We start from the raw sequence: 19,586 nt of genomic DNA on the forward strand, positions 1-19,586 counted from the left end.
GGCGGGTCTCTTGAGTGTCGGGCGCGGCTTATTTCCACAGCGCGCAGCGACTTTCCGATTGCTTGGTGAAGGCTTCGTTGCCGTCGATGGTCTGCACCACGTTGAAGTAGTCCCAGGGTTCCTTGGACTGTTCCGGCGTCTTGACCTGCAGCAGGTACATGTCGTGCACCACGCGGCCGTCCGGGCGCACCACGCCGTCCTTCAGGTACAGGTCGTTGAGCTTGTTGGCGCGCAGATAGGCCAGCACCTTGTCGGCGTCGTCGGTGCCGGTGGCCTTGACGGCGCGCAGGTATTGCAGCGCGGCGGAATAGTCGGCGGCCTGCAGCGACGAGGGCATGCTCTTGTGCCGCTTGAAGAATTCGCGGCTCCAGGCGCGGGCGGCGTCCGAGCTGTTCCAGTACCAGCTGTCGGTCAGGTACATGCCCTGCGTGGCCGGCAGGCCCATGGCGTGGATGTCGTTGATGAACATGATCAGGCCGGCCAGCTTCATGGTCTTGGTCAGGCCGAATTCATTGGCCGCCTTGATCGCGTTGGTGGCGTCGGCGCCGGCGTTGGCCAGGGCCAGGATCTCGGCCTTGCTGCTTTGCGCCTGCAGCAGGAAAGAGGAGAAGTCGCTGGACGACAGCGGATGCTTGACCGAGCCCAGCACCTTGCCGCCGCCGGCCTGCACCACGCTGGTGGTGTCGGCCTGCAGCGCCGCGCCGAAGGCGTAGTCGGCCGTCAGGAAGTACCAGCTCTTGCCGCCGGCCTTGACCACCGCGTCGCCGGTGCCGCGCGCCAGCGCCACGGTGTCGTAGGCGTAGTTCAGCGTATAGGGCGTGCACTGCTCGTTGGTCAGCGCCGGCGCGCCGGCGCCGACCACGATGATGGGCTTTTTCTTGTCGGCGGCCACGCGCGACATGGCCAGCGCGGCGCTGGAGTTGGTGCCGCCGATCAGCATGTCCAGGCCCTTCTGGTCGAACCACTCGCGCGCCTTGGCCGAGGCGATGTCGGCCTTGTTCTGGTGGTCGGCGGTGATCAGCTCGATCTTCCGGCCATCGATCGCGCCGCCCATTTCCTCGATGGCCATGCGGATGGCCTCGACGCCGCCGGGGCCGTCGGGGCCCGAGTACACCCCCGACAGGTCGGTGATGAAACCGATCCGGATGACATCGTCCGAGAACTGCGCCTGTGCGGCGCCGGAACCGACGGACAAGGCGGCGCCGCACAGGGCGGCGGACAAGGCGCGCGACATTGACAACATTCCAGTCTCCTCTTATGTTTTTTGACCCGATGGGCTCTCTTATTCTGTGGCCGGGCCTGTCGCGCGGACAGTCACCATGGTGACAATGAATCCTAGGGTTTACCTGGACGCGGCCACGCAGCCGGCAATGAGGACACCATGCGCACAGCGCCTGCGAGTACAGGGGAAGGACCGTCGAGCGCGCGCGGGCGGCAGGCGCAGGGCGCGGTGGACCGGATGCTGGACGTGGTGCCCTGGTACAACGGCCTGCCGGCGCCGGAGCGCGCCGAGATTCGCGCCGGCCTGCGGCTGGTGTCGCTGCGCAAGGGCGAGTACCTGTTCCGCATGGGCGCGCGCTCGCCCGGCTGGTACGGCGTGGTCGACGGGCTGGTGAAATGGTCCTCGCCCGGCATCGACGGCAAGACCCTGTCGCTGGCGGGTTTCAGCACCGGCAGCTGGTTCGGCGAGGCCACCATGCTGCGCGCCGCGCCTTTCGATTACGAAGTGGTCGCCCTGCGGCCGAGCCGCGTGGTGATCCTGCCGCGCGATATCTGCGAACGGCTGTGGAACCACAATATCGCGTTCACCCAGGCGCTCATGATGCACCTGGCGCAGCGGGTGGACTGGCTGATGGCCAGCTACAGCGGCAACGTGCTGCTGGACGTGGACACCATGGTGGCGCGGGCGGTCGCCGCGCAGCTGGCGGCGGAGTCGCATTCGGGCACCAATGGGCGGTTGAAGATATCGCAGGAGGAAATCGCCAGCCTGTGCGGCGTCTCGCGCCAGCGCTGCAACGCCGCGCTCACGCGGCTGGCGCGCGACGGCGTGCTGCAGACGCGCTATGGCGGGCTGACCATTCTGGACAGCGAGGCCCTGCATGAGCACGCCAAGCTCAAGGGCGACGCCGCGCCCGAGCGCGAGCCGGACGCCTGAGCGGTCGCCTCCGGCGTTCGCGGCGAGCTTATCGGCCTGTCGCCGGTTGCGCGTCGGGCCCCTGGCCGTCCGGCGCGGCGGCGCTCCAGGCGGGCGGCGCGGGCAGTAGCGGCGGCTGGTCATCGCGCCAGACGTGCCAGGCCGACGTCATCGTCATGCCGCCCACGCTGATCGTCATGTTTTCCAGGGCCTCGACGGTCGCGCCATCTCGGGTCGAGATCACGAAGCGCATGGCGCGCTGCTTTTCTGCGTCGCGGATGCGGGCCCATTGCGCGTCCGTCAGCGATTTCGCCCGTTCGCCCAGGGTAGCGACCATGGCGTCGATCGTGGCGCGCTGCGATTGGCGGAAGGCGTCCTGGTCATAGGCCAGGCGCGCGCTGAAGGTGGCGCGCCGGCTGGCCGGGTCGTAGGCGTCCAGCCGCCATGTCGTGGCGGTGGCGATGCGAACGCCCCGGATGTCTTCGCTGCCCGGCACGGTCCACTCCTGGCCGATGGCGAAGGCCGAGGCCTGCGAGGATTGCGCCAGCGCGAGCGTCGCGCTTTCGGGCGCCAGCACGCCGACGATGGCCAGCGGGTTGGCCTTGATCGTTGCCAGCGCGCGCCGGGCGGCGCTGTCCGGCGGCGCGACGGCTCCGCCCGGTCCGGTCGCGGCCAGGGTCCGTTCCAGCGTGGCGATGATCGCGTCGGCGCCGGGCACGGCCGTGGGCGTGCCGGTCGGATCGGTGTCGATCTCCAGCTGGCGCAGGCCATAGGCGGCCAAGGTGCCGCCGTACAGGGCATTGAGCGGATAGGCGCCGGCGCCGCCCGTGGCATCGGCGGGCAGGTCGGCGGACAGGTCCCAGCGCATCCGCAGCCCGGCCTCATCCCGTGTCAGCACGGTCGCCGACAGCAGGAAATCCCCGCGCATGACCACCGGCGCGGCGACCGGCGCGCCCGGCCAGGATGACATGTCCGTCTCGGTCGTCTTCTGGACGCGGTAGCGGTATTGCGCGCCGGCCCGGGCTTCATAGCCGGGAATGTCGACGCGTTCGGCCGCCAGGACCGGGACGGCGCAGAGCGCGGCCGCCATCAGGCATGTCAGCCGGCCTGGCGGGATCTTTTGGGGTGACAGGCGCAGCATGGCGTCACGCCGCACGCCGCGTGTACGCGGCGCTCCTGGCCAGCGCGATGACCGCCAGCGCCAGCGGAATGAACGAGACCCACAGCACCGTGCGCCAGTCGTAGGCGGCCAGCAGGCCGCCCGACGCGAACGAGCCGACCGCCATGATGCCGAAAATGATGAAGTCGTTCAGCGATTGCACCTTGGTCCTTTCCTCGGGGCGATGGCATTCCAGCACCAGGGCCGAGGCGCCCACGAAGCCGAAGTTCCAGCCCAGGCCCAGCAGCACCAGGGTGACCCAGAAATGCGCCACGTCCAGGCCCATCAGGCCGATCGCCGCCGAGATGCCGGTCAGCGCCAGGCCGGCGCTGACCATGCGGCCGGCGCCAAAGCGCATGATCAGCCGGCCGGTGAAAAAGCTCGGGGCGTACATGGCGATCACGTGCCATTGCAGGCCCAGGTTCGCGTCTTCCTGGGAGTGGCCGCAAAGATGCATCGCCAGCGGGGCGGCCGTCATCAGGAAGTTCATCAGCAGGTAGGAGACCGCCCCGCAGACCACCGCGGTGACGAAGCGAGGCTGGCGCGCGATGAACGCCAGCGGCCGGCCGCCGGCCGCCTCGGCCGGGCCGGGCATGGGCAGCCGCACGCCCAGCAGCACGAGCGCCGACGCCGCCGCGACGGCCGCCTGCACGATGAAGGTGGCGGCGAACATATGGGCGGGCCACAGGTACATGGTGTGCGTGACCAGTTGCGGCCCGACCACGCCGGCCAGCACGCCGCCGCCCATGACGAAGGACAGGGCGCGGGCGCGCCGCTCGGGCGACACGCCGTCGGCGGCGGCGAAGCGGAACGACAGCACCACGGCCGCGTAGGCGCCGCCGAAGAAGGTTCCCAGGCAGAACAGCCAGAACGATCCCAGGACCACGGCGAGGGCGGCCAATAGGCCGACCAGCACGCCGCAGCCAGTGCCGGCCAGGAAGGCGGCGCGGCGGCCGTGGCGCCGGGCGATGGCGCCCGCCGGCAGGATGCAGGCGGCCATGCCGACCACGAAGATGGACAGGGGCAGGGTGGCCAGGGCCTTGTCCGGCGCCAGCATGTTGCCCACGATGGAGCCGGTGGCGTAGACCACGACGGCATTGGCGCCGGCCAGCGCCTGGGCGATGGTCAGGCGGGCGATATTGCCGCGCTGCTCGCGCGGGGAAAGCTCGGCGGCGGGCGCCGTGGTTGCACTGATAGACAAGATGCCCCTCGTTGAGTCGGTCCGGCGCGCCGGGCGGCGCGTCGGAGGATCGCGGGCTGCCCTCGGGCGCCGCGCTTGTCCTGGGAATGTAGCCTGTTTGCGCCCGGCCGCCCGTGGCGGCCTAAGACCAAAGTCCGATGCGCGGCCCGCCGCCGCCTGTTACCTGTATGGCATGCGGATTTGTCCTCCCGTCGCGGGCGCGGAGGGGTTGCACGCATGTACGACGGGAGGCTGGCGCCGTGTCCGGATTATTGACCCGCTGGTTGGCAATTGCTAAATTTTTCCGCGCATCCCCAGCCCGGCAGCCGCCGTGGCCATCGCCGTTGCCTTTCCCCTATTTTCCCGAACGGGGTCGCGTCCGGGATCCTCACAGGCTCACGCCGCCCTCGCTCATGGATCCGACTTCCGAAACCCTGGCCGCGGCATTCCCCGACGGCTCGCGCGTCCGGGCGGTGCAGGTGGCCGTGCTGCGCCGCAGCTTCCCCTTTGCCCTGTCGGGCTCGGTCATCGTCGCCTGTTTCAGCGCCTATGCCCTGTATGGCATCGTGCCGGACCGCGAGTTGGCGCCATGGATCGCTGTGATGCTGCTGGTGGCCGCCCTGCGCTGCGCCGCCATGCTGGCCTACGATCGCCATCAGGCGCGGCCGGACGCGGCCGAACGCTGGCTGCGCCGGATGTTCCTGGGCAATCTCGCCTCGGGCATGCTGTGGGGGCCACCGATCGCCTACTGGAGTTTCTTCCTGCCCGTCGAGTACCAGCTGTTCTGCATCGTGATCCTGATCGGGCTGGGCACGGGGGCGATCTATTCCAACTACATCGTCCTGCCGGTCGTCTACGCCTTCGAGATCCCGGCGCTCGCGCCGCCCTTCATCGCGCTGGCGGCGCAGCCTTCGCCGCTGCACATCGCCATGGTGGCGAGCGGAGTCGCCTATGTGGCCTCCACGCTGGCGTTCACGCACCACATGCATCGCACGCACCTGGACGCCCTGCGGCTGGGCTACGAGAACCTGGCGCTGCTGGAGCAGGTGCGGCGCGAGAAAGAGGCGGCCGAGCGCAGCAACCTGGAAAAATCGCGCTTCCTGGCCGCCGCCAGCCATGACCTGCGCCAGCCCGTGCACGCGGTTAGCCTGTTCCTGGGCCTGCTGACCAACGAGAAACTCACCGCGCATGGCCGCTACCTGGTGGACAACATCGCCAGCGCGACGGCGGCGATGGGGCATCTGTTCGATGCCTTGCTCAATATCTCCAGGCTGGACGCTGGCGTGATCGAGCCCCGGCGCAAGTGGTTCCCGCTCAATCCGCTGCTGGAGCAGTTGCGGGCCGAGTATGCGCCGCAGGCGGTGCAGAAAGGCTTGTCGCTGCGGGTCAGGCCCAGCAAGGCGGTGGTGAATTCGGATCCGGTGCTGCTGGAGCGCATCCTGCGCAATCTCATCAGCAACGCCATCGCGCATACCCGGCGCGGCGGCGTGCTGGTCGGCTGCCGGCATCGGCGCGGCGGCGTGCGCATCCTGGTCTGCGATACCGGGCCGGGCATCCCGCCGTCCGAACAGGAGCGGGTGTTCTGGGAGTTCCACCAGCTGAACAACCCGGAGCGGGATCGCAGCAAGGGGCTGGGACTGGGGCTGGCCATCGTGCGGCGCACCGCCGCGCTGCTGGACCATCCGCTGGTCCTGGCATCGCAGGAGGGGCGCGGCACCCTGTTCTCGCTGGGTCTGGAGACGCGCTCCGCCGAGGAGGCGCTGGCCGCGACGCCGCCGGCGCCCGAGCCCGCGCCGCCAGCGCCCGCCGCCGGCGACGCGATCCCGGACCACGGGCGCGGGCGGATGGTGCTGGTGGTCGACGACGATGCGCAGAACCTGGCCGGCCTGACCTTGCTGCTGGAAAGCTGGGGCTACCGCGTCGTGGGCGCCGCCAGCGGCGACGCCTTGTTTGCCAAGGTGGTGCACGAGCCCGAGCGGCCCGCCCTGATCATCAGCGACTACCGTCTGCGCGAACACGAAACCGGCATACATGTGATCGAGCGGCTGCGCGAGGAATACAGCGATCCGCCGATTCCCGCGCTGCTGGTCAGCGGCGACACCGATCCGGGCCGCCTGATCGAGGCGGCCGACAGAAACATCCCCCTGCTGCACAAGCCGGTGGAGGTCGAGGACTTGCGCGCGCATGTGACCGCGTTGCTGCATCGGCCACGGCAGACAGATTCCGAGGATTCCTTTCCATGACCGCAGTACTCCTGATCGACGACCACGCCATGTTCCGCGAAGCCTTGCTGCTGAGCCTCTCGCAGGCGCTGCCCGGCGTCACGGTCCATCCGGCGTCCAACGGCGCGGAGGCGCTCGCGGTCCTGCAGGCGCAGCCGCAGATCGGCAGCGTGATCATGGACTACTACCTGCCCGACCTGGGCGGCAGCGCGCTGCTCAAGCGCCTGAAGCAGTTGCGCCCGGGCATCCGCGTCCTGGTGCTGAGCGCGTCCGAGGATCCCGACGACCGCGAACGGGTCATGGCGGCGGGGGCGCAGGGCTTTCTGCACAAATCGGCCGACTGCCGCGCACTGCTGGACGCGCTGGAGCAGATCGGCCAGCCGCCACGCGCCGACCTGGCGCCGGCGGCGGCGCCGCGCAAGCCGCCCGCGCCGATGCCGGCGCCGGTGGACGACATGGCCCTGCTCAGCGCCTTGACGCCGCGCCAGGGCGAGGTGTTGCGGCTGATGTGCGACGGCCTGCGCAACCGCGAGATCTCCGAACGCCTCAGCATGACCGAGAAGACCGTGAAGACCCACGTCACCGCCATCCTGGCGACGCTGGGCGTGGTCAACCGGACCCAGGCCACGCTGGTCGCGCGGCGGGGCGGATTGTTGGGCAAGCCCAGGTGAGCGCCGGCGGCGCTAGAAATCCCGGGCCATTTCGACCGCCTGCGCCTTGGCCCGCTCGATGGCTTGCGGCGCGCCGGCGTCCCAGGTGTGTTCGGCCATGACACGGCGGACCTCGCCCACGCCGATGAACTTCAGCCAGAACTCCAGATAGGCGGCCTGGTGCTCGAAGCCGGGGCTGCCGGCGCCCGCGCCGGGATCATGGCTTTGGCCGCGAGCGCAGACGAGCAAGGCCCGCGGAATGTTCAGCAGGGGCCCATAGGACTGGCCGTCGAACGTGAACAGCATGTTGCGCTGGCTCGCCAGGTCGATCAGCTGCTTGAGCTTGTACGGAAAGCCGAAGTTCCACATCGGCACGCCCAGCACGATCCGGTCTGCCTGTTGGAAACGCCGCGCCAGCGACTCGATCCGCTCCCAGGCCGACGCCTCGTCCGCGTCCAGCGGCGTCCCGGACACGCGCTTGTACTTCGCGCCGATGGTGCGGCTGTCGAATTCGGGAAGGTCCTCTTCCCAGACGTTGAGCGTATCGATTTCGAGCGTGGCGTGCGTTTGGGCGCAGGCGTCCAGGAATGCATGGGCGATCGCGATGGAGGCGGACTGCGGGCCGCGCGGGGAAGAGACGATATGCAATAAACGCATGGCGTTGGATCTGGATCGGACGGTGTGCCGTCGGGACGCTGGTGGCGCGCTACGACGGAGTGTTTAATTGTTGCAATTGCAATCATATAGCGCAGTGTATTCCGCTTGCGCGTCGCATGGCAACAGATCGGATTGGCGTGATGGTCAGTCGCCGCGCTGGCCGCCGTGCTTTGCGGCCAGCGCGAGCGCCGCCAGCGATTTCAGCATGACGGCGGTGACGCCCCAGATGTCCTGCTGCTGCCCGGCCCAGTACCAGGCGCCCGAGCGCTCTCCGTCGGCGTACTGCCGGGGCAGCGCGGGATCCAGCAGCGCGCTGAACGGGAATTCGAAGATCTCCGCGACTTCGGCGGGCGCCGCTTCCCAGGCGGCCGTGTCGGGCACGATGCCGATCACCGGGAAGATGGCGTGATTGCGCTTGCGGGTCCGGTGCAAGGGCAGGCAGCCCAGCAGCCGGACCGCATCGGGGGCCAGGCGGATTTCCTCGAATGCCTCGCGCAGCGCGGTCTCGCCCACGCTGCCGTCGGATGCCATCGGGCGTCCGCCGGGGAAGCTGACATGGGATGAGTATTCGCTCAGGCCCGACGAACGCTTGGTGAGCAGGATGGTCGGCTCGCGCCGCGTCACGATCGCCACCAGCACGGCGGAGAGTTTCCAGTGCCCGTCCAGGTCCGTCAGATGTTGTTGGGCGGCGGGCCAGTCCGTCGACGCCGGGATGCGCAGGTCCGCCACGCCGCGCGCGATGGCTTGCAGGACGGGAAGGGAGCGGTCGCCGCCGGTCGGCATTGCCGTGATCGGATGGCTGGCATTCCAGGCTTTGTCGTCGCGTTTCACGCTGTCCTCCCGCGTTGAGGCCGGGCCCGCGGATCCGAACCGGCGCCGGCTTGGGCCGGGAGCGCCGAGGACCGCGCAGGGCTGCGCTTGAGTATAGGCCCGCGCGCGGGTTCGCCGTGGCTCGAATACAGGCGGGGAAAGCGGGGCGTCCGCGTCGCGGCGCTGCTGCGCCGCGTTTTTCCCGACTTGCGCCTGGGGCTGTGAGCGCGCCGCTTATGCCGGGACAGGCCGGTTCTGCTCGCGCCATCGCTCGCTCTCGGGCGTGCCGGGCACGGGCGGGCGCTGGTCCTGGATGGTCCACAGGCTGAACGGCGTCTCGTCGATGTGGATTTCCCAGCGCAGTCCGCGCTCGGCGATATAGGGCGCCAGCAGCCTGCCCACGGCGCCCAGGAAGCGCCGTTTTATCTCGTCCTCGTGTATCTGCCGGGCGATATGGTCGACCGAGATGCGCACGAAATCGTCGGCGCGTTGCCCGCCGATGAAAAAGGACGCTTTGGGCACGGGCTGGAACACCAGGCCGACATAGAACTTCGGCAGGTCGGTGTAGAGGGCGGTGACGCGTTCGGCGATGGCCTGCTTGTCGTCGTCGGAGAAGGCGTTTTCGGGGTGGTAGATTTTCCAGAGCGGCATGGGGATGCTCCTGCGGGTGTGGTTGGGGGATGGGAACGTCAGGCCGAGGCCACGCCGTAGCGCGCGGCCGGCTCGCCGCTGTGTGTCAGCGCCTTGACCAGCGCGCCGCGCGCCGCTTCCAGGCCGCTCCAGCCGGCCGGATCGGACAGGGTGGGAAAGCAGACCCGCTCGCCCTGGTCGAGCGCGCGCAGCGCCGTGGCGACCAGCGTGTCGGCCTCCATGAACAGGTGGTCGGGAAAGGGCGCGGGCTTGCCGCCGAAGAACTCGGAGCGGACCATGCCGGGCATCACCGCCTGCACGGTGACGCCGGCCGGCTCCAGCTCGGCCTGCAGCGCGCGGCTGAAATTCAGCACATAGGCCTTGGAGGCGCTGTAGCCGGACGCGCCGGGCACCGGCATCAGGGCCAGGATCGAACCGATATTGACGATGACGCCGCGCTGGCGCCGCGCGAAGGCGCGGGCGGCCGCCAGGGACAGCCGGGTCAGCGCCAGCACGTTCACCTTGACCATCCGGTCGACGGCATCCGTGTCGGCCGTCGCGCCCGGTCCCAGCGCGCCCAGGCCGGCGCAGTTCACCAGCATGGCGATGTCTTCCCTGGTCGACAGCGCCTCTTCCAGCCGGAGCAGGTCTTGCGGGTTGGCGAGATCGGCGGGCCAGACCTCGACCTTGCATCCATGGGCCGCGCGCAGCTGCTGCGCCAGCGCGTCGAGGCGGTCCTGGCGGCGCGCGCTCAGGATCAGGTCATGGCCGCGCGCCGCCAGTTGGCGGGCGTAGGCGGCGCCGATGCCGGACGAGGCGCCGGTCACCAGCGCGGTGCCTGCTTCGATGTTCATGGGGATCTCCTTTGAATCGTGGTGGCGAGGTTTTAAGTGCAATTATTGACTTCAATTATTGAAGTTGTAAAGTGACGGCCTGCCGCCAGGCACTTGAGCGATTCCAGCGCGGTTGCGATACTGGCGGCGATTGCCATACGACATGAAGGGAAAACGATGCGCGCCAAGAGTTTTGAAGGCATGGCCTGCTCCATCGCCATGGTGCTGGACGCCGTGGGCGACCGCTGGGCCATGCTGGTCCTGCGGGATCTGGTGCTGGGCCTGCGGCGCTACGACGATCTGCGCCGGTCCACCGGCATCACCAACGCGACGCTGGCCGACCGTTTGAAGCAGCTGGAGCAGAACGGCCTGATCGAGCGCTCGCTGTACCAGAGCGCGCCGGAACGCTACGAATACCTGCCCACGGCCAAGGGCCTGGACGTGGCGCTGGTGCTGCAGGCGCTGGTCCAGGTCGGCGACAAATGGCGGGCGCAGGAGTCCGAGGAGCCGCCGCTGTGCATCGTCAGCGCGCAGACCGGCGGGCGCGTGCGGCTGGGATTGGTGGACGAGGGCAGCGGCGCGCCGGTGCCCTACCAGGATCTGAGGGTGGAGGCCGGCCCCGGCGCGGATGACCTGATGCGCTGGCGCCTGGCCAGGCGGAAGGAATAGACGGCGCGCCGGCCTGATCAGTCCGCGCCGGCGGGGACGCGGCCGCGCATGGCGGGCGCGGCCATGGCGCGCCAGGCGAACGCCAGCGACGCCAGGAACAGCGCCGCGCCGGCGCCCATGTCCGCGGCCGCGCCGTAGTGATTGACCAGCTGGCCGCCCAGGGCGGAACCGATCGCGATCGAACTCTGCACGCAGGTCACGAACAGGGCCGCGCCGCCTTCCAGCTCGTCGCCCGCCAGCCGCATGATCCACAGCTGCAGGCATAGCGGCAGGGCGCCGAACGCCGCGCCCCAGACCAGCAGGCAGAACAGCGCCACGGCGGAGGACGAACCGGCCACGCAGAGCAGCGCGAGCGCCGAGGTCGCGGCGGCCAGCACCACGGCCAGCGTGCCGCGCAGCGTACGGTCGGCGCCCATGCCGCCCAGCAGGCTGCCGATGACGCCGGCGCCGCCATACACCAGCAGGGCCAGGGTAATGAAATAGCCGCTCGCGGCCGTCACGTCGGACAGATAGGGTTCGACGTAGGTGTAGGTCGCGAACTGCGTGCCCTTGGCCAGCACGGTGATGAGCAGCGCCTGCATGATCGCCGGCCGCGCCGCCAGGCGGAACAGCTGGCGGGCGCTGATGCGCATCGCCTGCGTCACGGTGGGCAGGCTGACATACTGGACCGCATAGGCCAGCGCCGAGACGACGCTGGCGGCCGCGAACGCATTGCGCCAGCCCAGTTCCTGGCCGATCAGCGTGCCCAGCGGCACGCCGAGCACGATGCCGACCGAGATGCCGGCGTAGACCACCGATGTGGCTCGGGCTTCCGATCCGGCCGGCGCCAGTCGGTTGGCCGTGCTGGCGCCCAGGCTCCAGAAGCCGCCCACTGCGATGCCGAGCAGCACGCGCGCGGCCAGCATGGCCGGCAGGCCCGTGGCCGTCATGGACAGCAGGTTCGACAGGGTCAGCAGCAGGCTGAGCGCGAGCAGCACCTGCCGGCGGTCGCGCTGCCCCGCCAGGATGGTCAGGGCGGGCGCCGATATTGCCGCCAGCAGGCCGGACGCCGCCACCAGCAGGCCCGCCGTGCCGACGGAGATGCCCAGGTCGGCGGCCATCGCGTTGAGCAGGCCCACGGGCAGGAACTCCGCGCTGACCAGGCTGAAGCTGCTGACGGCGATGGAAAACACCGCCGGCCAGGGTTTCCTGGCGCGGACGGCGGGCTGGGCGTTGTCGTTCATGGAGGTTCCGTATCGGGTGGGCGGCGCACAGGCACCGTTCGCCCACTCTATCGGCCCCGCCCATGCGGAAAAAGCGCCGCCCGTGGAAGGATCATCCACGTCCATGGATAGTGCGCGCGGCCGGCGGAGCGCGCAGCGAGCGCGCCTCTCAGCCGAACCGGCTGGCGAGCCAGTCGAGGAAGACGCGCAGCCGCGCGCTGGGATGCCGGTTGGGCGGATAGACCGCATGGAACGCGGCGGCGGGCCGCGTCCAGTCGGGCAGGATCTCCACCAGTTCGCCCGCGTCCAGGCTGCGCTGCACGAAGGGGCGCAGGTGCTGTCCGATGCCCAGGCCTGCCAGCAGCAGGCGCGTCAGCCCATCGCCGTTGTTGACGGAGAACGCGCAGTCGCCGGCTTCATGGCGTTCGCCGTCGCGTTCGAACAGCAGCGGCTGCAGCTTGCCGGTGGCCGCCGAGAAATGGCCGATCAGCGCATGTCCTTGCGCCAGGCCAGCGGGCGACCCGGGGATGCTCTTGCGGTTCAGGTAGGCGGGCGACGCGCAGGTCACATAGCCGAACTCGGCGATGCGCCGCGCCACCAGGCCCAGATCGCGCAGCTCGCCCGCGCGGATGGCGCAGTCCACGCCTTCGCCCACGATGTTGACGGGCCGGTCGTCGATGCCGATGGCCAGTGTCACGTCGGGGTACTGCTGATGGAAGTCCGGCAGCGCCGGTATCAGCAGGCAATTGGCGAAGGAGGTCGGCGCGTCGATGCGCACATGGCCGTGCGGCTTGAGCTTGCGGCCTCGCACCGCGCCGTCGGCCGCGTCCAGCTCGACCACCAGGCGCGCGGCGGATTGGTAATACTCCTGGCCTTCCGCCGTGACGGAAAGCCGGCGCGTGGTCCGGTGCATCAGCTGCACGCCCAGATGCGCTTCCAGGTCGGCGATCAGCTTGCTGACCGTTGAGCGCGGCACGCCTAGCTGGTCCGCGGCATGGCCGAAGGTGCCGGTTTCCACCACGCGCAGGAAGGCGCGCATTGCCAGGAGCTGGTTCATCGCGATTGCCGCGTCGCCTGCCGTCAGCGTCTATTGCGCCGACCAGGATCCGGGCTGGTCCACCGGGCGGGGCAGATAGCCTTCCAGCGTGTCGGCGATCCAGCCGGGATCGATGTAGTTCCAGCTGGATTCGATCACCCAGGCCAGGCATTCCCCGGGGCCGCCATTGAGATACGGCGGCGGCGAGACCGGCTTGAACACCGTGGGCAGCTTGTCCTGCAGCGACAGGTCATTCAGCACGAAGCCCAGTTCCTGCACCACGCGCCATGCCAGCGGATCGGCGATGTCGATGGTGAGCTTGACCCACCAGTAGGCGTCGGGGGTGACTTCGGAGGACAGCACGCGCACGCCGGGCACGCGGTCCAGATACGCCGCCAGGCGTGGCAGGTTGGCATGCAGGGGGCGAGGGTCGATCGTGTCGATCGGAGGCGTGACGTTCTCGAGCTTGCGGACCAGGTGCGCGTGGAGCGTGCGCTTGGCATCCTGGGCCTCGCGTTCCAGCGCCTTGTGCAGCTTGCCGGGCAGGGTCAGTTCCATCGGTGTCCATCCTGAAGTCATCCGGCGGTGATAGTACACGGGCTCGCCCGGCCGGCGCGGCAGGCCGGGCGCGGTCGCGTTCAGGCGTCCGGCCGGTTGATCTGGTCCTCGGCGATGATCTCCGCGACCAGCGTGCGGCCCGGCCCTTGCAGGAAGTACTCGGGCTCGTCGGGCTCGCGCAGTTTCAGGTAGGCGTTCTCGCCGATCTGCATGGTGTGGCCGGCGTCCATCTCGGCGCCGCTCTGAAGCAGATAGGCCATGATGTTGTTGAAGATGTTCGAGTAGAACTCGCCCTGGTGATGCCCCTCGGCCAGCGCGGCGAAGTCGGGCAGGCCGAAGCGGTCGGCGCCGTAGGTCCGCATCCACACGCCTTCGGTGCCTTCCACCTCGTACTTCACGAAGCCGCAGTACAGCATGGTCAGCGGCAGCGAGCGCAGCAGCTCCAGGCTCTCGTCGCCGAGCGAGGCGCGCGTGAACACGCCGGCCGGCAGCGACGTGTGGGCATGCTCGTTCATGACGGCGACGCCGCCGGCCTCGGCCAGCGCGCCCGCCACCGCGGCCACGGCCACGTATTGCTCCAGCGGATCTGCATCGTGGCCGGTGTAGTACAGCAGCACATGGCTGGCGTGCGCGCGCACCTCGGCCTTGACCTCGGCGGGGTAGTGCGCCGGCGCCACGCAGACCTCGACCGTGGCCTCGGGCAGCGGCGCGTTGAAGCCGACCATGCGGACCACATGCTCGCCCCAGCCCGCCAGGCCCAGCCAATGGTCGCCGCCTGTATCGAGTTCGGCGCGCGCGTCGGCCATGGACGGGTGATAGGCCTGCAGGGCGCGCGTGAGCGCATCGGCCTGGTTCGGTAGCGGGCCGGCGAAGGCGACTTGCAGGCTCATGCCGTCCTTCTGATCGGGATTGGAAACCAGCGCGGCGGGTTCGGCGTTGGGTTGGTCGGCGGCCGGTTCCTTGCGGCCGAAGAAACGCGAAATGATGCTCATGGGCGGGATGCGTCAAGTGAACGGAAAGCCAGGATGCTAGCAACCCGCCTCGCGGGACGGGTTGCGTATTCGTTTCAATTCATGACGCCTGACGTCCATATGCTGCGCCGGGGCGGTCGCCGGGCGCTCAGATCGGAAAGCTGAACTGCACCCACAGCTTGCCGCCCTGCGGCCGGTTGCGTACCGCAAACTCATGCTGGTACTTCACGGCGATACCGGACGCCGGCCCCCACATGTAGCGCAGCTGCGGACCAATGCCCGCCGCCTGGCCGCGAAAGCCGTCCGCGCCGACCTTGACGCCGTCCTTCCTGTCGTCTGTGAACTGCTTGAGCAATGTGCCCTGCACGCCCAGCTGCAGGCGCGGGCTGACGGCGTAGCCCACCAGGTAGTCCAGCACGGCGACCGAACCGGACTGGTAGCCGGTCGCGCGGTTGCGCGTGTTGGCTTCGATCAGCGTCGTGGCGGAGACTTCCCATTGCGGGCTTGGAAGCCAGCTCATGCTCAGGTACGGCAGGAAGGCATATGTGTTCAGGCCGGTATTGGCGATCCGGCTGGACGAATAGGCGCCGGTGGGCACGGCGAACGAGGGCGAGAAGAAGGCGTGGAAGTCCTTTGCAGGACTGGCATAGCCCAGCATGAACGGCTCCAGTATCACGTCGCCCAGCGCGGTCCTGGCTCCGGTTCCGGCTGGCGTGGACAGGCGCGCGCGCTGGATCGGGACGATCGCGCTGCTGGAAATCGTGAAGGGCCCCAGGCCACGCTCCCAGGTGTGCACGATGCGCGGCGTCTCCGCCACCACGTCCAGGCGAAAGCCGGGAACGGCGCTGCCGCCGTGCGGACCGGCGAATCTGTCGGCGGAATAATAGATCGAGTAATTGAAGAACTGCGTGGCGCCCGGCGGCGGCAGCAGGCCATTGAGCACCGTGTTGACGCCGACCGGATAGCTGATCTGTCCGTTCTCGGTGGCGTGGGCGAGGCTGGCGGCCGCGCAGGCGAGCAGGCCGGCGCCGAGCCGGCGCGTGATGGGGTATGTCATGGCGTCTCCAGACCAGGTTGTTTTTTTGCGTTGTCGTGGTTGCCGAAACGCGGGCGCGGAGCCCGCCTTTTTCGGCAGACGCAATGGTGGCCGTGTGTCTGGAGTGGAAAAAGTCCGTGGGGGGAAGAACAGTTCTTCGCGTGGCGAAGGAGTTGTTGGCGCTGTGGCCTGGCCGGCGTCAGCGCGCGATCTCGTTCCACTTGCGGGCAAAGCCCAGCCGTTCGAAGCGTTCCATCAGGAACTCCGTGAACACGCGGATCTTCGCCGGCTGATGGCGCCGGCTTTGGTAGGCGATGTTGATGGTGAGCGCGGGCAGGCGCCAGTCGGCCAGCACCGGCACCAGCTTGCCGGCGACGATGTCGGCGTGAATGATGTACAGAGGCTGGATCAGGATGCCCAGCCCGGCCAGCGCCGCCGCGCGGATCACCTGTCCTTCGTTGGCGTCGAGCACGCTCTTGATGGGCACCGACTGCGTCCGCGCGCCGCGCTGGAAATGCAGCACATAGGGATCGTTGGCCAGGTTGTAGACCAGCAGGTCGTGCTGGCACAGCGCGTCCGGCGTGGCGGGCGCGCCGCGCTTGGCCAGGTAGCCGGGCGAGGCGGCCAGCACGCGCCGCGTCTCGGCCAGCTTGCGCACGGTGATGCTGGAATCGCCTTCATGCTCGCGCGTGCGGATGGCCACGTCGATGCCGGCCTCGATGAAATCCGGATAGCGGTTCGCGGCCACGATCTGCACGTCCAGGTTGGGATAGCGCTTGTGGAATTCCGGCAGCGCGGGCGCGATGTAGATCGAGGCGAAGGACACGGATGCGGTCACGCGCAGCGTGCCGCTGGGATTGAGCGTGGCGGCGTTGACGGCGGCGTCGGCTTCCGCCATCTCGCCCATGATGGCGACGCAGCGCCGGTGGTATTCGCGGCCCACGTCGGTCAGCCACAGGCGTCGCGTGGTGCGCTCGACCAGCCGCGCCGACAGGCGTTCTTCCAGCGCGTTCAGGCATCGGCTGGCCGCCGCGCTGGACATGCCCAGCCGTTCGGCGGCCTTGGACAGGCTGCCCAGTTCCGCGACCTGGATGAAGAACTCGATCTGGGCCCATCTGTCCATGCTGGTGATTTCTCCGCGTAGCGGAGAACAAAACTCCGCAAACCTGTCTTTTTTCCTTGGCGAGACGGAATTAATGTTATCGCAACCTATCGCAGAACTACATCCGGAGACTACCCCTATGCGCAATCTCAACGAAGACACGATCACGCAGGCCGTGATCGCGTCGCTCGGCGGTTGCCGCGACGAGCGGTTGCGGACCGTCTTCACAAGTCTGGTCCAGCATCTGCATTCCTTCGCCCGCGAGGTCCGCCTGAGCGAAGCCGAATGGCAGGCCGCCATCGGCTTCCTGACGGGCGTGGGCCACATCACCGATGACCAGCGTCAGGAATTCATCCTGCTGTCGGACGTGCTCGGCCTGTCGACGCTGGTCACGGCGCAGAACCATGCCAAGCCGGCGGGCTGTACCGAGGCGACGGTGTTCGGCCCGTTCTATGTCGAGGGCAGTCCGGAGTACGCATGCGACGCGGACATCGCCAATGGCGCCCCAGGCGAGCCCTGCTTCGTGCGCGGCCGGGTGCTGGATGTGGACGGAAAGCCCGTGGCCCATGCCCTGATGGAAGTCTGGCAGGCCGATCAGGACGGCCACTATGACGTGCAGTCGCCGCCGGCGGCCGACGGCAGCATCACGCACCGCGCGCGCGGCAAGCTGCGCACGGACGCGCAAGGGCGCTATGCCTTCCGCTCGATACTGGCCGAACCCTATCCGATCCCCCACGATGGTCCGGTCGGCGCGTTGCTGTCCGCGCTGGGCCGGCATCCGTGGCGGCCCGCGCATCTGCATTTCATGATCCAGGCGCCGGGCTGCGAGACGCTGATCACGCATGTGTTCCGCGACGGCGATCCCTATCTGGAATCCGACGCGGTGTTCGGCGTGCGTTCTACGTTGGTCGCCGACTGGGTCCGGCATCCCGCGGGCCTGGCGCCGGACGGCTCGCGCCTGGACGCGCCGTACTACACGCTGGACTATGACTTCGTGCTGAACCCCAAAAGGCCGTCGGCATGATCCGGCACGTCGTGATGTGGAAAGTGGCGGGCCGCAGCGCCGACGAGCGGAGCGAGGCGCGCCGGCGCGTGCAGGCGGCCTTCGAGGGGCTGCGTGGCCGCATTCCGGGCATGACGCGGGTCGAGATCGGCGCCGACGTCAGCGGCGTGGACTATGCCTGCGACCTGGTGCTGGTGGCGGACTTCGAATCGGACGAGGCGCTGCGCGCCTATGCGGAGCACCCGGCGCATGCGCGGGTGCGCGAGGAACTGGCGGGCCTGCGGATCGCGCGCCACCAGGTGGACTACGTCACGCGGTGACGGGGGGAATCATGGAATTCATCTATCAGGCGCGCCCCGCGCGCGTGATCTTCGGCGCGGGCAGCCTGCGCCATCTGGAAGACGAAGTGCAGGCGCTGGGCGCGCAGCGCGCGCTGGTGCTGTGCACGCCGGAGCAGCGCGCCGTGGCCGAATCGGTCGCCGAGCGGCTGGGCGCGCGCGCCGTCGGCGTCTACGACCGGGCGGCGATGCACGTGCCGATCGAAGTGGCGCGGGACGCGCGCGAGTTCGCCCGCTCGCGCGGCGCGGATTGCGCCGTCGCCGTGGGCGGCGGCTCCACGGTCGGGCTGGGCAAGGCGATCGCGCTGGAAAGCAGCCTGCCCATCCTGGCCATCCCGACCACCTATGCGGGCAGCGAAATGACGCCGATCTACGGCGTGACCGAGAACGGCCTCAAACGCACGGGCACCGATCCGCGCGTGCTTCCCCGGACGGTCTTGTACGACCCGCAGCTGTCGTTGAGCCTGCCGGTGGACCTGTCGGTGGCCAGTGGCATCAATGCCATGGCGCACGCGGCCGAGGGCCTGTACGCGGCGGATGCCAATCCGGTGATGAGCCTGATGGCCGAGGAAGGCATCGCCGCGCTGGCGCGCGGCCTGCCGGGCCTGCGGCGCGACGCCGCCGATCCGCGCGCGCGCGGCGACGCGCTGTACGGCGCCTGGCTGTGCGGCACGGTGCTGGGCAATGTGGGCATGGCGCTGCATCACAAGCTTTGCCACACGCTGGGCGGCAGCTTCAACCTGCCGCATGCGCAGACGCACGCCATCATCCTGCCGCACGCGCTGGCCTATAACGCGGCCGCCGCGCCCGAGGCGATGCGCCGGATCGCGCGCGCGCTCGGCGCCGAGGACGCGGCGCGCGGCATGCACGCCTTTGCGCGCGCCGTGGGCGCGCCGCTGTCGCTGGCCGACATCGGCATGCGCATGGCCGACCTGGACCGGGCCGCCGACCTCGCCGTCGCGAATCCGTATCGGAATCCGCGTCCGGTCGAGCGCGGCGCGTTGCGCGCGCTGCTGCAGGATGCCTTCGACGGGGCGCCGCCGCGCGAATACTGAACACGATCCCGCGCGAATGGCGGGAGACAACAACACAGACAATCAAGGAGACGGAAATGACGTCAGAACAACAGGCGCATGGCGCGGACGAGGCCGCGCGCTACGACGTGGCGGTGGTCGGATACGGACCCACCGGCCTGGTCGCGGCCTCGATGCTGGGACGCGCGGGTTATCGCGTGGTGGTCATCGAGCGCTGGCCCACGCCCTATGGCCTGCCCAGGCTCACGCATATCGATGGCGAGACCGCGCGCATCGTGCAGGCCAGCGGCGAGATCCAGCGGGCGCTGCGCAGCGCCAACGCGGTCGACACCTATCACTATAGCGACGCGGCCGGTGATCTT

General features: G+C 69.2%; 21 protein-coding genes. 8 read left to right on the top strand and 13 right to left on the bottom strand.

Annotation, left to right across the window (positions count from 1 at the left end; translation table 11 throughout):
• Window positions 1-28: 28 nt before the first annotated feature.
• On the bottom strand, window positions 29-1,234 hold the full coding sequence (locus ACEU5R_RS23740; RefSeq protein ID WP_392412104.1) for an ABC transporter substrate-binding protein: 1,206 nt from the start codon (window positions 1,232-1,234) through the stop codon (window positions 29-31).
• A gap of 147 nt (window positions 1,235-1,381) precedes the next feature.
• On the opposite strand from ACEU5R_RS23740, the gene ACEU5R_RS23745 reads away from it, so the two are divergent.
• The gene (locus ACEU5R_RS23745) at window positions 1,382-2,155 is read left to right on the top strand and encodes a Crp/Fnr family transcriptional regulator (RefSeq protein WP_233772563.1); all 774 of its coding nucleotides are present in this window, start codon (window positions 1,382-1,384) and stop codon (window positions 2,153-2,155) included.
• Window positions 2,156-2,183: 28 nt separating this feature from the next.
• On the opposite strand, the gene ACEU5R_RS23750 is transcribed toward ACEU5R_RS23745, so the two are convergent.
• A complete protein-coding gene (locus ACEU5R_RS23750) occupies window positions 2,184-3,224 on the bottom strand; it encodes a hypothetical protein (RefSeq protein ID WP_392412074.1) in 1,041 nt (346 codons plus the stop codon).
• A 55-nt stretch (window positions 3,225-3,279) separates the two neighbouring features.
• Window positions 3,280-4,494 (bottom strand): MFS transporter, encoded by a 1,215-nt coding sequence (locus ACEU5R_RS23755; protein WP_392412076.1) that lies wholly within the window; start codon window positions 4,492-4,494, stop codon window positions 3,280-3,282.
• 392 nt (window positions 4,495-4,886) lie between these two features.
• Between ACEU5R_RS23755 and ACEU5R_RS23760 the strand changes: the two genes are divergently transcribed.
• Together ACEU5R_RS23760 and ACEU5R_RS23765 are read left to right on the top strand one after the other, a co-directional pair.
• Entirely contained in the window at window positions 4,887-6,716 is a 1,830-nt protein-coding gene (locus ACEU5R_RS23760; RefSeq protein WP_392412077.1) for a hybrid sensor histidine kinase/response regulator, read from the top strand.
• Entirely contained in the window at window positions 6,713-7,366 is a 654-nt protein-coding gene (locus ACEU5R_RS23765) for a response regulator transcription factor (RefSeq protein WP_103276134.1), read from the top strand. Before ACEU5R_RS23760 ends, ACEU5R_RS23765 begins: the two co-directional genes overlap by 4 nt.
• A gap of 12 nt (window positions 7,367-7,378) precedes the next feature.
• Here the strand turns inward: ACEU5R_RS23765 and ACEU5R_RS23770 are convergent, their stop codons facing one another.
• The 4 genes from ACEU5R_RS23770 to ACEU5R_RS23785 all read right to left on the bottom strand — a co-directional run bounded on the left by ACEU5R_RS23770 (window position 7,379) and on the right by ACEU5R_RS23785 (window position 10,296).
• Window positions 7,379-8,002, bottom strand: a complete 624-nt coding sequence (locus ACEU5R_RS23770) for an FMN-dependent NADH-azoreductase (protein ID WP_392412079.1) — start codon at window positions 8,000-8,002, stop codon at window positions 7,379-7,381.
• Window positions 8,003-8,146: 144 nt separating this feature from the next.
• A complete protein-coding gene (locus ACEU5R_RS23775) occupies window positions 8,147-8,833 on the bottom strand; it encodes an NUDIX hydrolase (RefSeq protein ID WP_392412081.1) in 687 nt (228 codons plus the stop codon).
• 213 nt (window positions 8,834-9,046) lie between these two features.
• Window positions 9,047-9,463 (bottom strand): tautomerase family protein, encoded by a 417-nt coding sequence (locus tag ACEU5R_RS23780; RefSeq protein WP_103276132.1) that lies wholly within the window; start codon window positions 9,461-9,463, stop codon window positions 9,047-9,049.
• A 38-nt stretch (window positions 9,464-9,501) separates the two neighbouring features.
• Window positions 9,502-10,296 (bottom strand): SDR family NAD(P)-dependent oxidoreductase, encoded by a 795-nt coding sequence (locus ACEU5R_RS23785; RefSeq protein WP_392412083.1) that lies wholly within the window; start codon window positions 10,294-10,296, stop codon window positions 9,502-9,504.
• Window positions 10,297-10,452: 156 nt separating this feature from the next.
• Here ACEU5R_RS23785 and ACEU5R_RS23790 point away from each other — a divergent pair, with 156 nt between their 5' ends.
• Window positions 10,453-10,944: a winged helix-turn-helix transcriptional regulator gene (locus ACEU5R_RS23790; RefSeq protein ID WP_392412085.1), complete on the top strand. Its 492-nt coding sequence runs from the start codon at window positions 10,453-10,455 to the stop codon at window positions 10,942-10,944.
• A gap of 17 nt (window positions 10,945-10,961) precedes the next feature.
• Here the strand turns inward: ACEU5R_RS23790 and ACEU5R_RS23795 are convergent, their stop codons facing one another.
• The 6 genes from ACEU5R_RS23795 to ACEU5R_RS23820 all read right to left on the bottom strand — a co-directional run bounded on the left by ACEU5R_RS23795 (window position 10,962) and on the right by ACEU5R_RS23820 (window position 16,870).
• Window positions 10,962-12,167: an MFS transporter gene (locus tag ACEU5R_RS23795; protein ID WP_392412087.1), complete on the bottom strand. Its 1,206-nt coding sequence runs from the start codon at window positions 12,165-12,167 to the stop codon at window positions 10,962-10,964.
• 148 nt (window positions 12,168-12,315) lie between these two features.
• Window positions 12,316-13,203 (bottom strand): LysR family transcriptional regulator, encoded by an 888-nt coding sequence (locus ACEU5R_RS23800; protein WP_392412089.1) that lies wholly within the window; start codon window positions 13,201-13,203, stop codon window positions 12,316-12,318.
• A 30-nt stretch (window positions 13,204-13,233) separates the two neighbouring features.
• Window positions 13,234-13,740, bottom strand: coding sequence for a hypothetical protein (locus tag ACEU5R_RS23805; protein WP_392412091.1), 507 nt, complete (start codon window positions 13,738-13,740; stop codon window positions 13,234-13,236).
• 80 nt (window positions 13,741-13,820) lie between these two features.
• On the bottom strand, window positions 13,821-14,732 hold the full coding sequence (locus ACEU5R_RS23810) for a DUF4261 domain-containing protein (protein ID WP_392412092.1): 912 nt from the start codon (window positions 14,730-14,732) through the stop codon (window positions 13,821-13,823).
• Between the two features lie 127 nt (window positions 14,733-14,859).
• Window positions 14,860-15,768: a transporter gene (locus ACEU5R_RS23815; protein WP_392412095.1), complete on the bottom strand. Its 909-nt coding sequence runs from the start codon at window positions 15,766-15,768 to the stop codon at window positions 14,860-14,862.
• Window positions 15,769-15,946: 178 nt separating this feature from the next.
• Window positions 15,947-16,870: a LysR family transcriptional regulator gene (locus tag ACEU5R_RS23820; protein ID WP_103276124.1), complete on the bottom strand. Its 924-nt coding sequence runs from the start codon at window positions 16,868-16,870 to the stop codon at window positions 15,947-15,949.
• A gap of 118 nt (window positions 16,871-16,988) precedes the next feature.
• Here ACEU5R_RS23820 and ACEU5R_RS23825 point away from each other — a divergent pair, with 118 nt between their 5' ends.
• From ACEU5R_RS23825 to ACEU5R_RS23840, 4 genes are all read left to right on the top strand, one after another.
• Entirely contained in the window at window positions 16,989-17,873 is an 885-nt protein-coding gene (locus tag ACEU5R_RS23825) for an intradiol ring-cleavage dioxygenase (RefSeq protein ID WP_392412097.1), read from the top strand.
• Entirely contained in the window at window positions 17,870-18,172 is a 303-nt protein-coding gene (locus ACEU5R_RS23830) for a Dabb family protein (RefSeq protein ID WP_103276122.1), read from the top strand. The genes ACEU5R_RS23825 and ACEU5R_RS23830 overlap by 4 nt, the downstream gene beginning before the upstream one ends.
• 11 nt (window positions 18,173-18,183) lie before the next feature.
• Complete coding sequence (locus ACEU5R_RS23835; protein ID WP_392412098.1) at window positions 18,184-19,245, top strand: maleylacetate reductase; 1,062 nt, start codon at window positions 18,184-18,186, stop codon at window positions 19,243-19,245.
• A 56-nt stretch (window positions 19,246-19,301) separates the two neighbouring features.
• Window positions 19,302-19,586: FAD-dependent monooxygenase (locus tag ACEU5R_RS23840; protein WP_392412100.1), on the top strand; the 285-nt coding region annotated here is incomplete at its 3' end.

Source organism: Achromobacter sp. 413638, assembly GCF_043119405.1.
Taxonomy (GTDB): domain Bacteria; phylum Pseudomonadota; class Gammaproteobacteria; order Burkholderiales; family Burkholderiaceae_B; genus Achromobacter.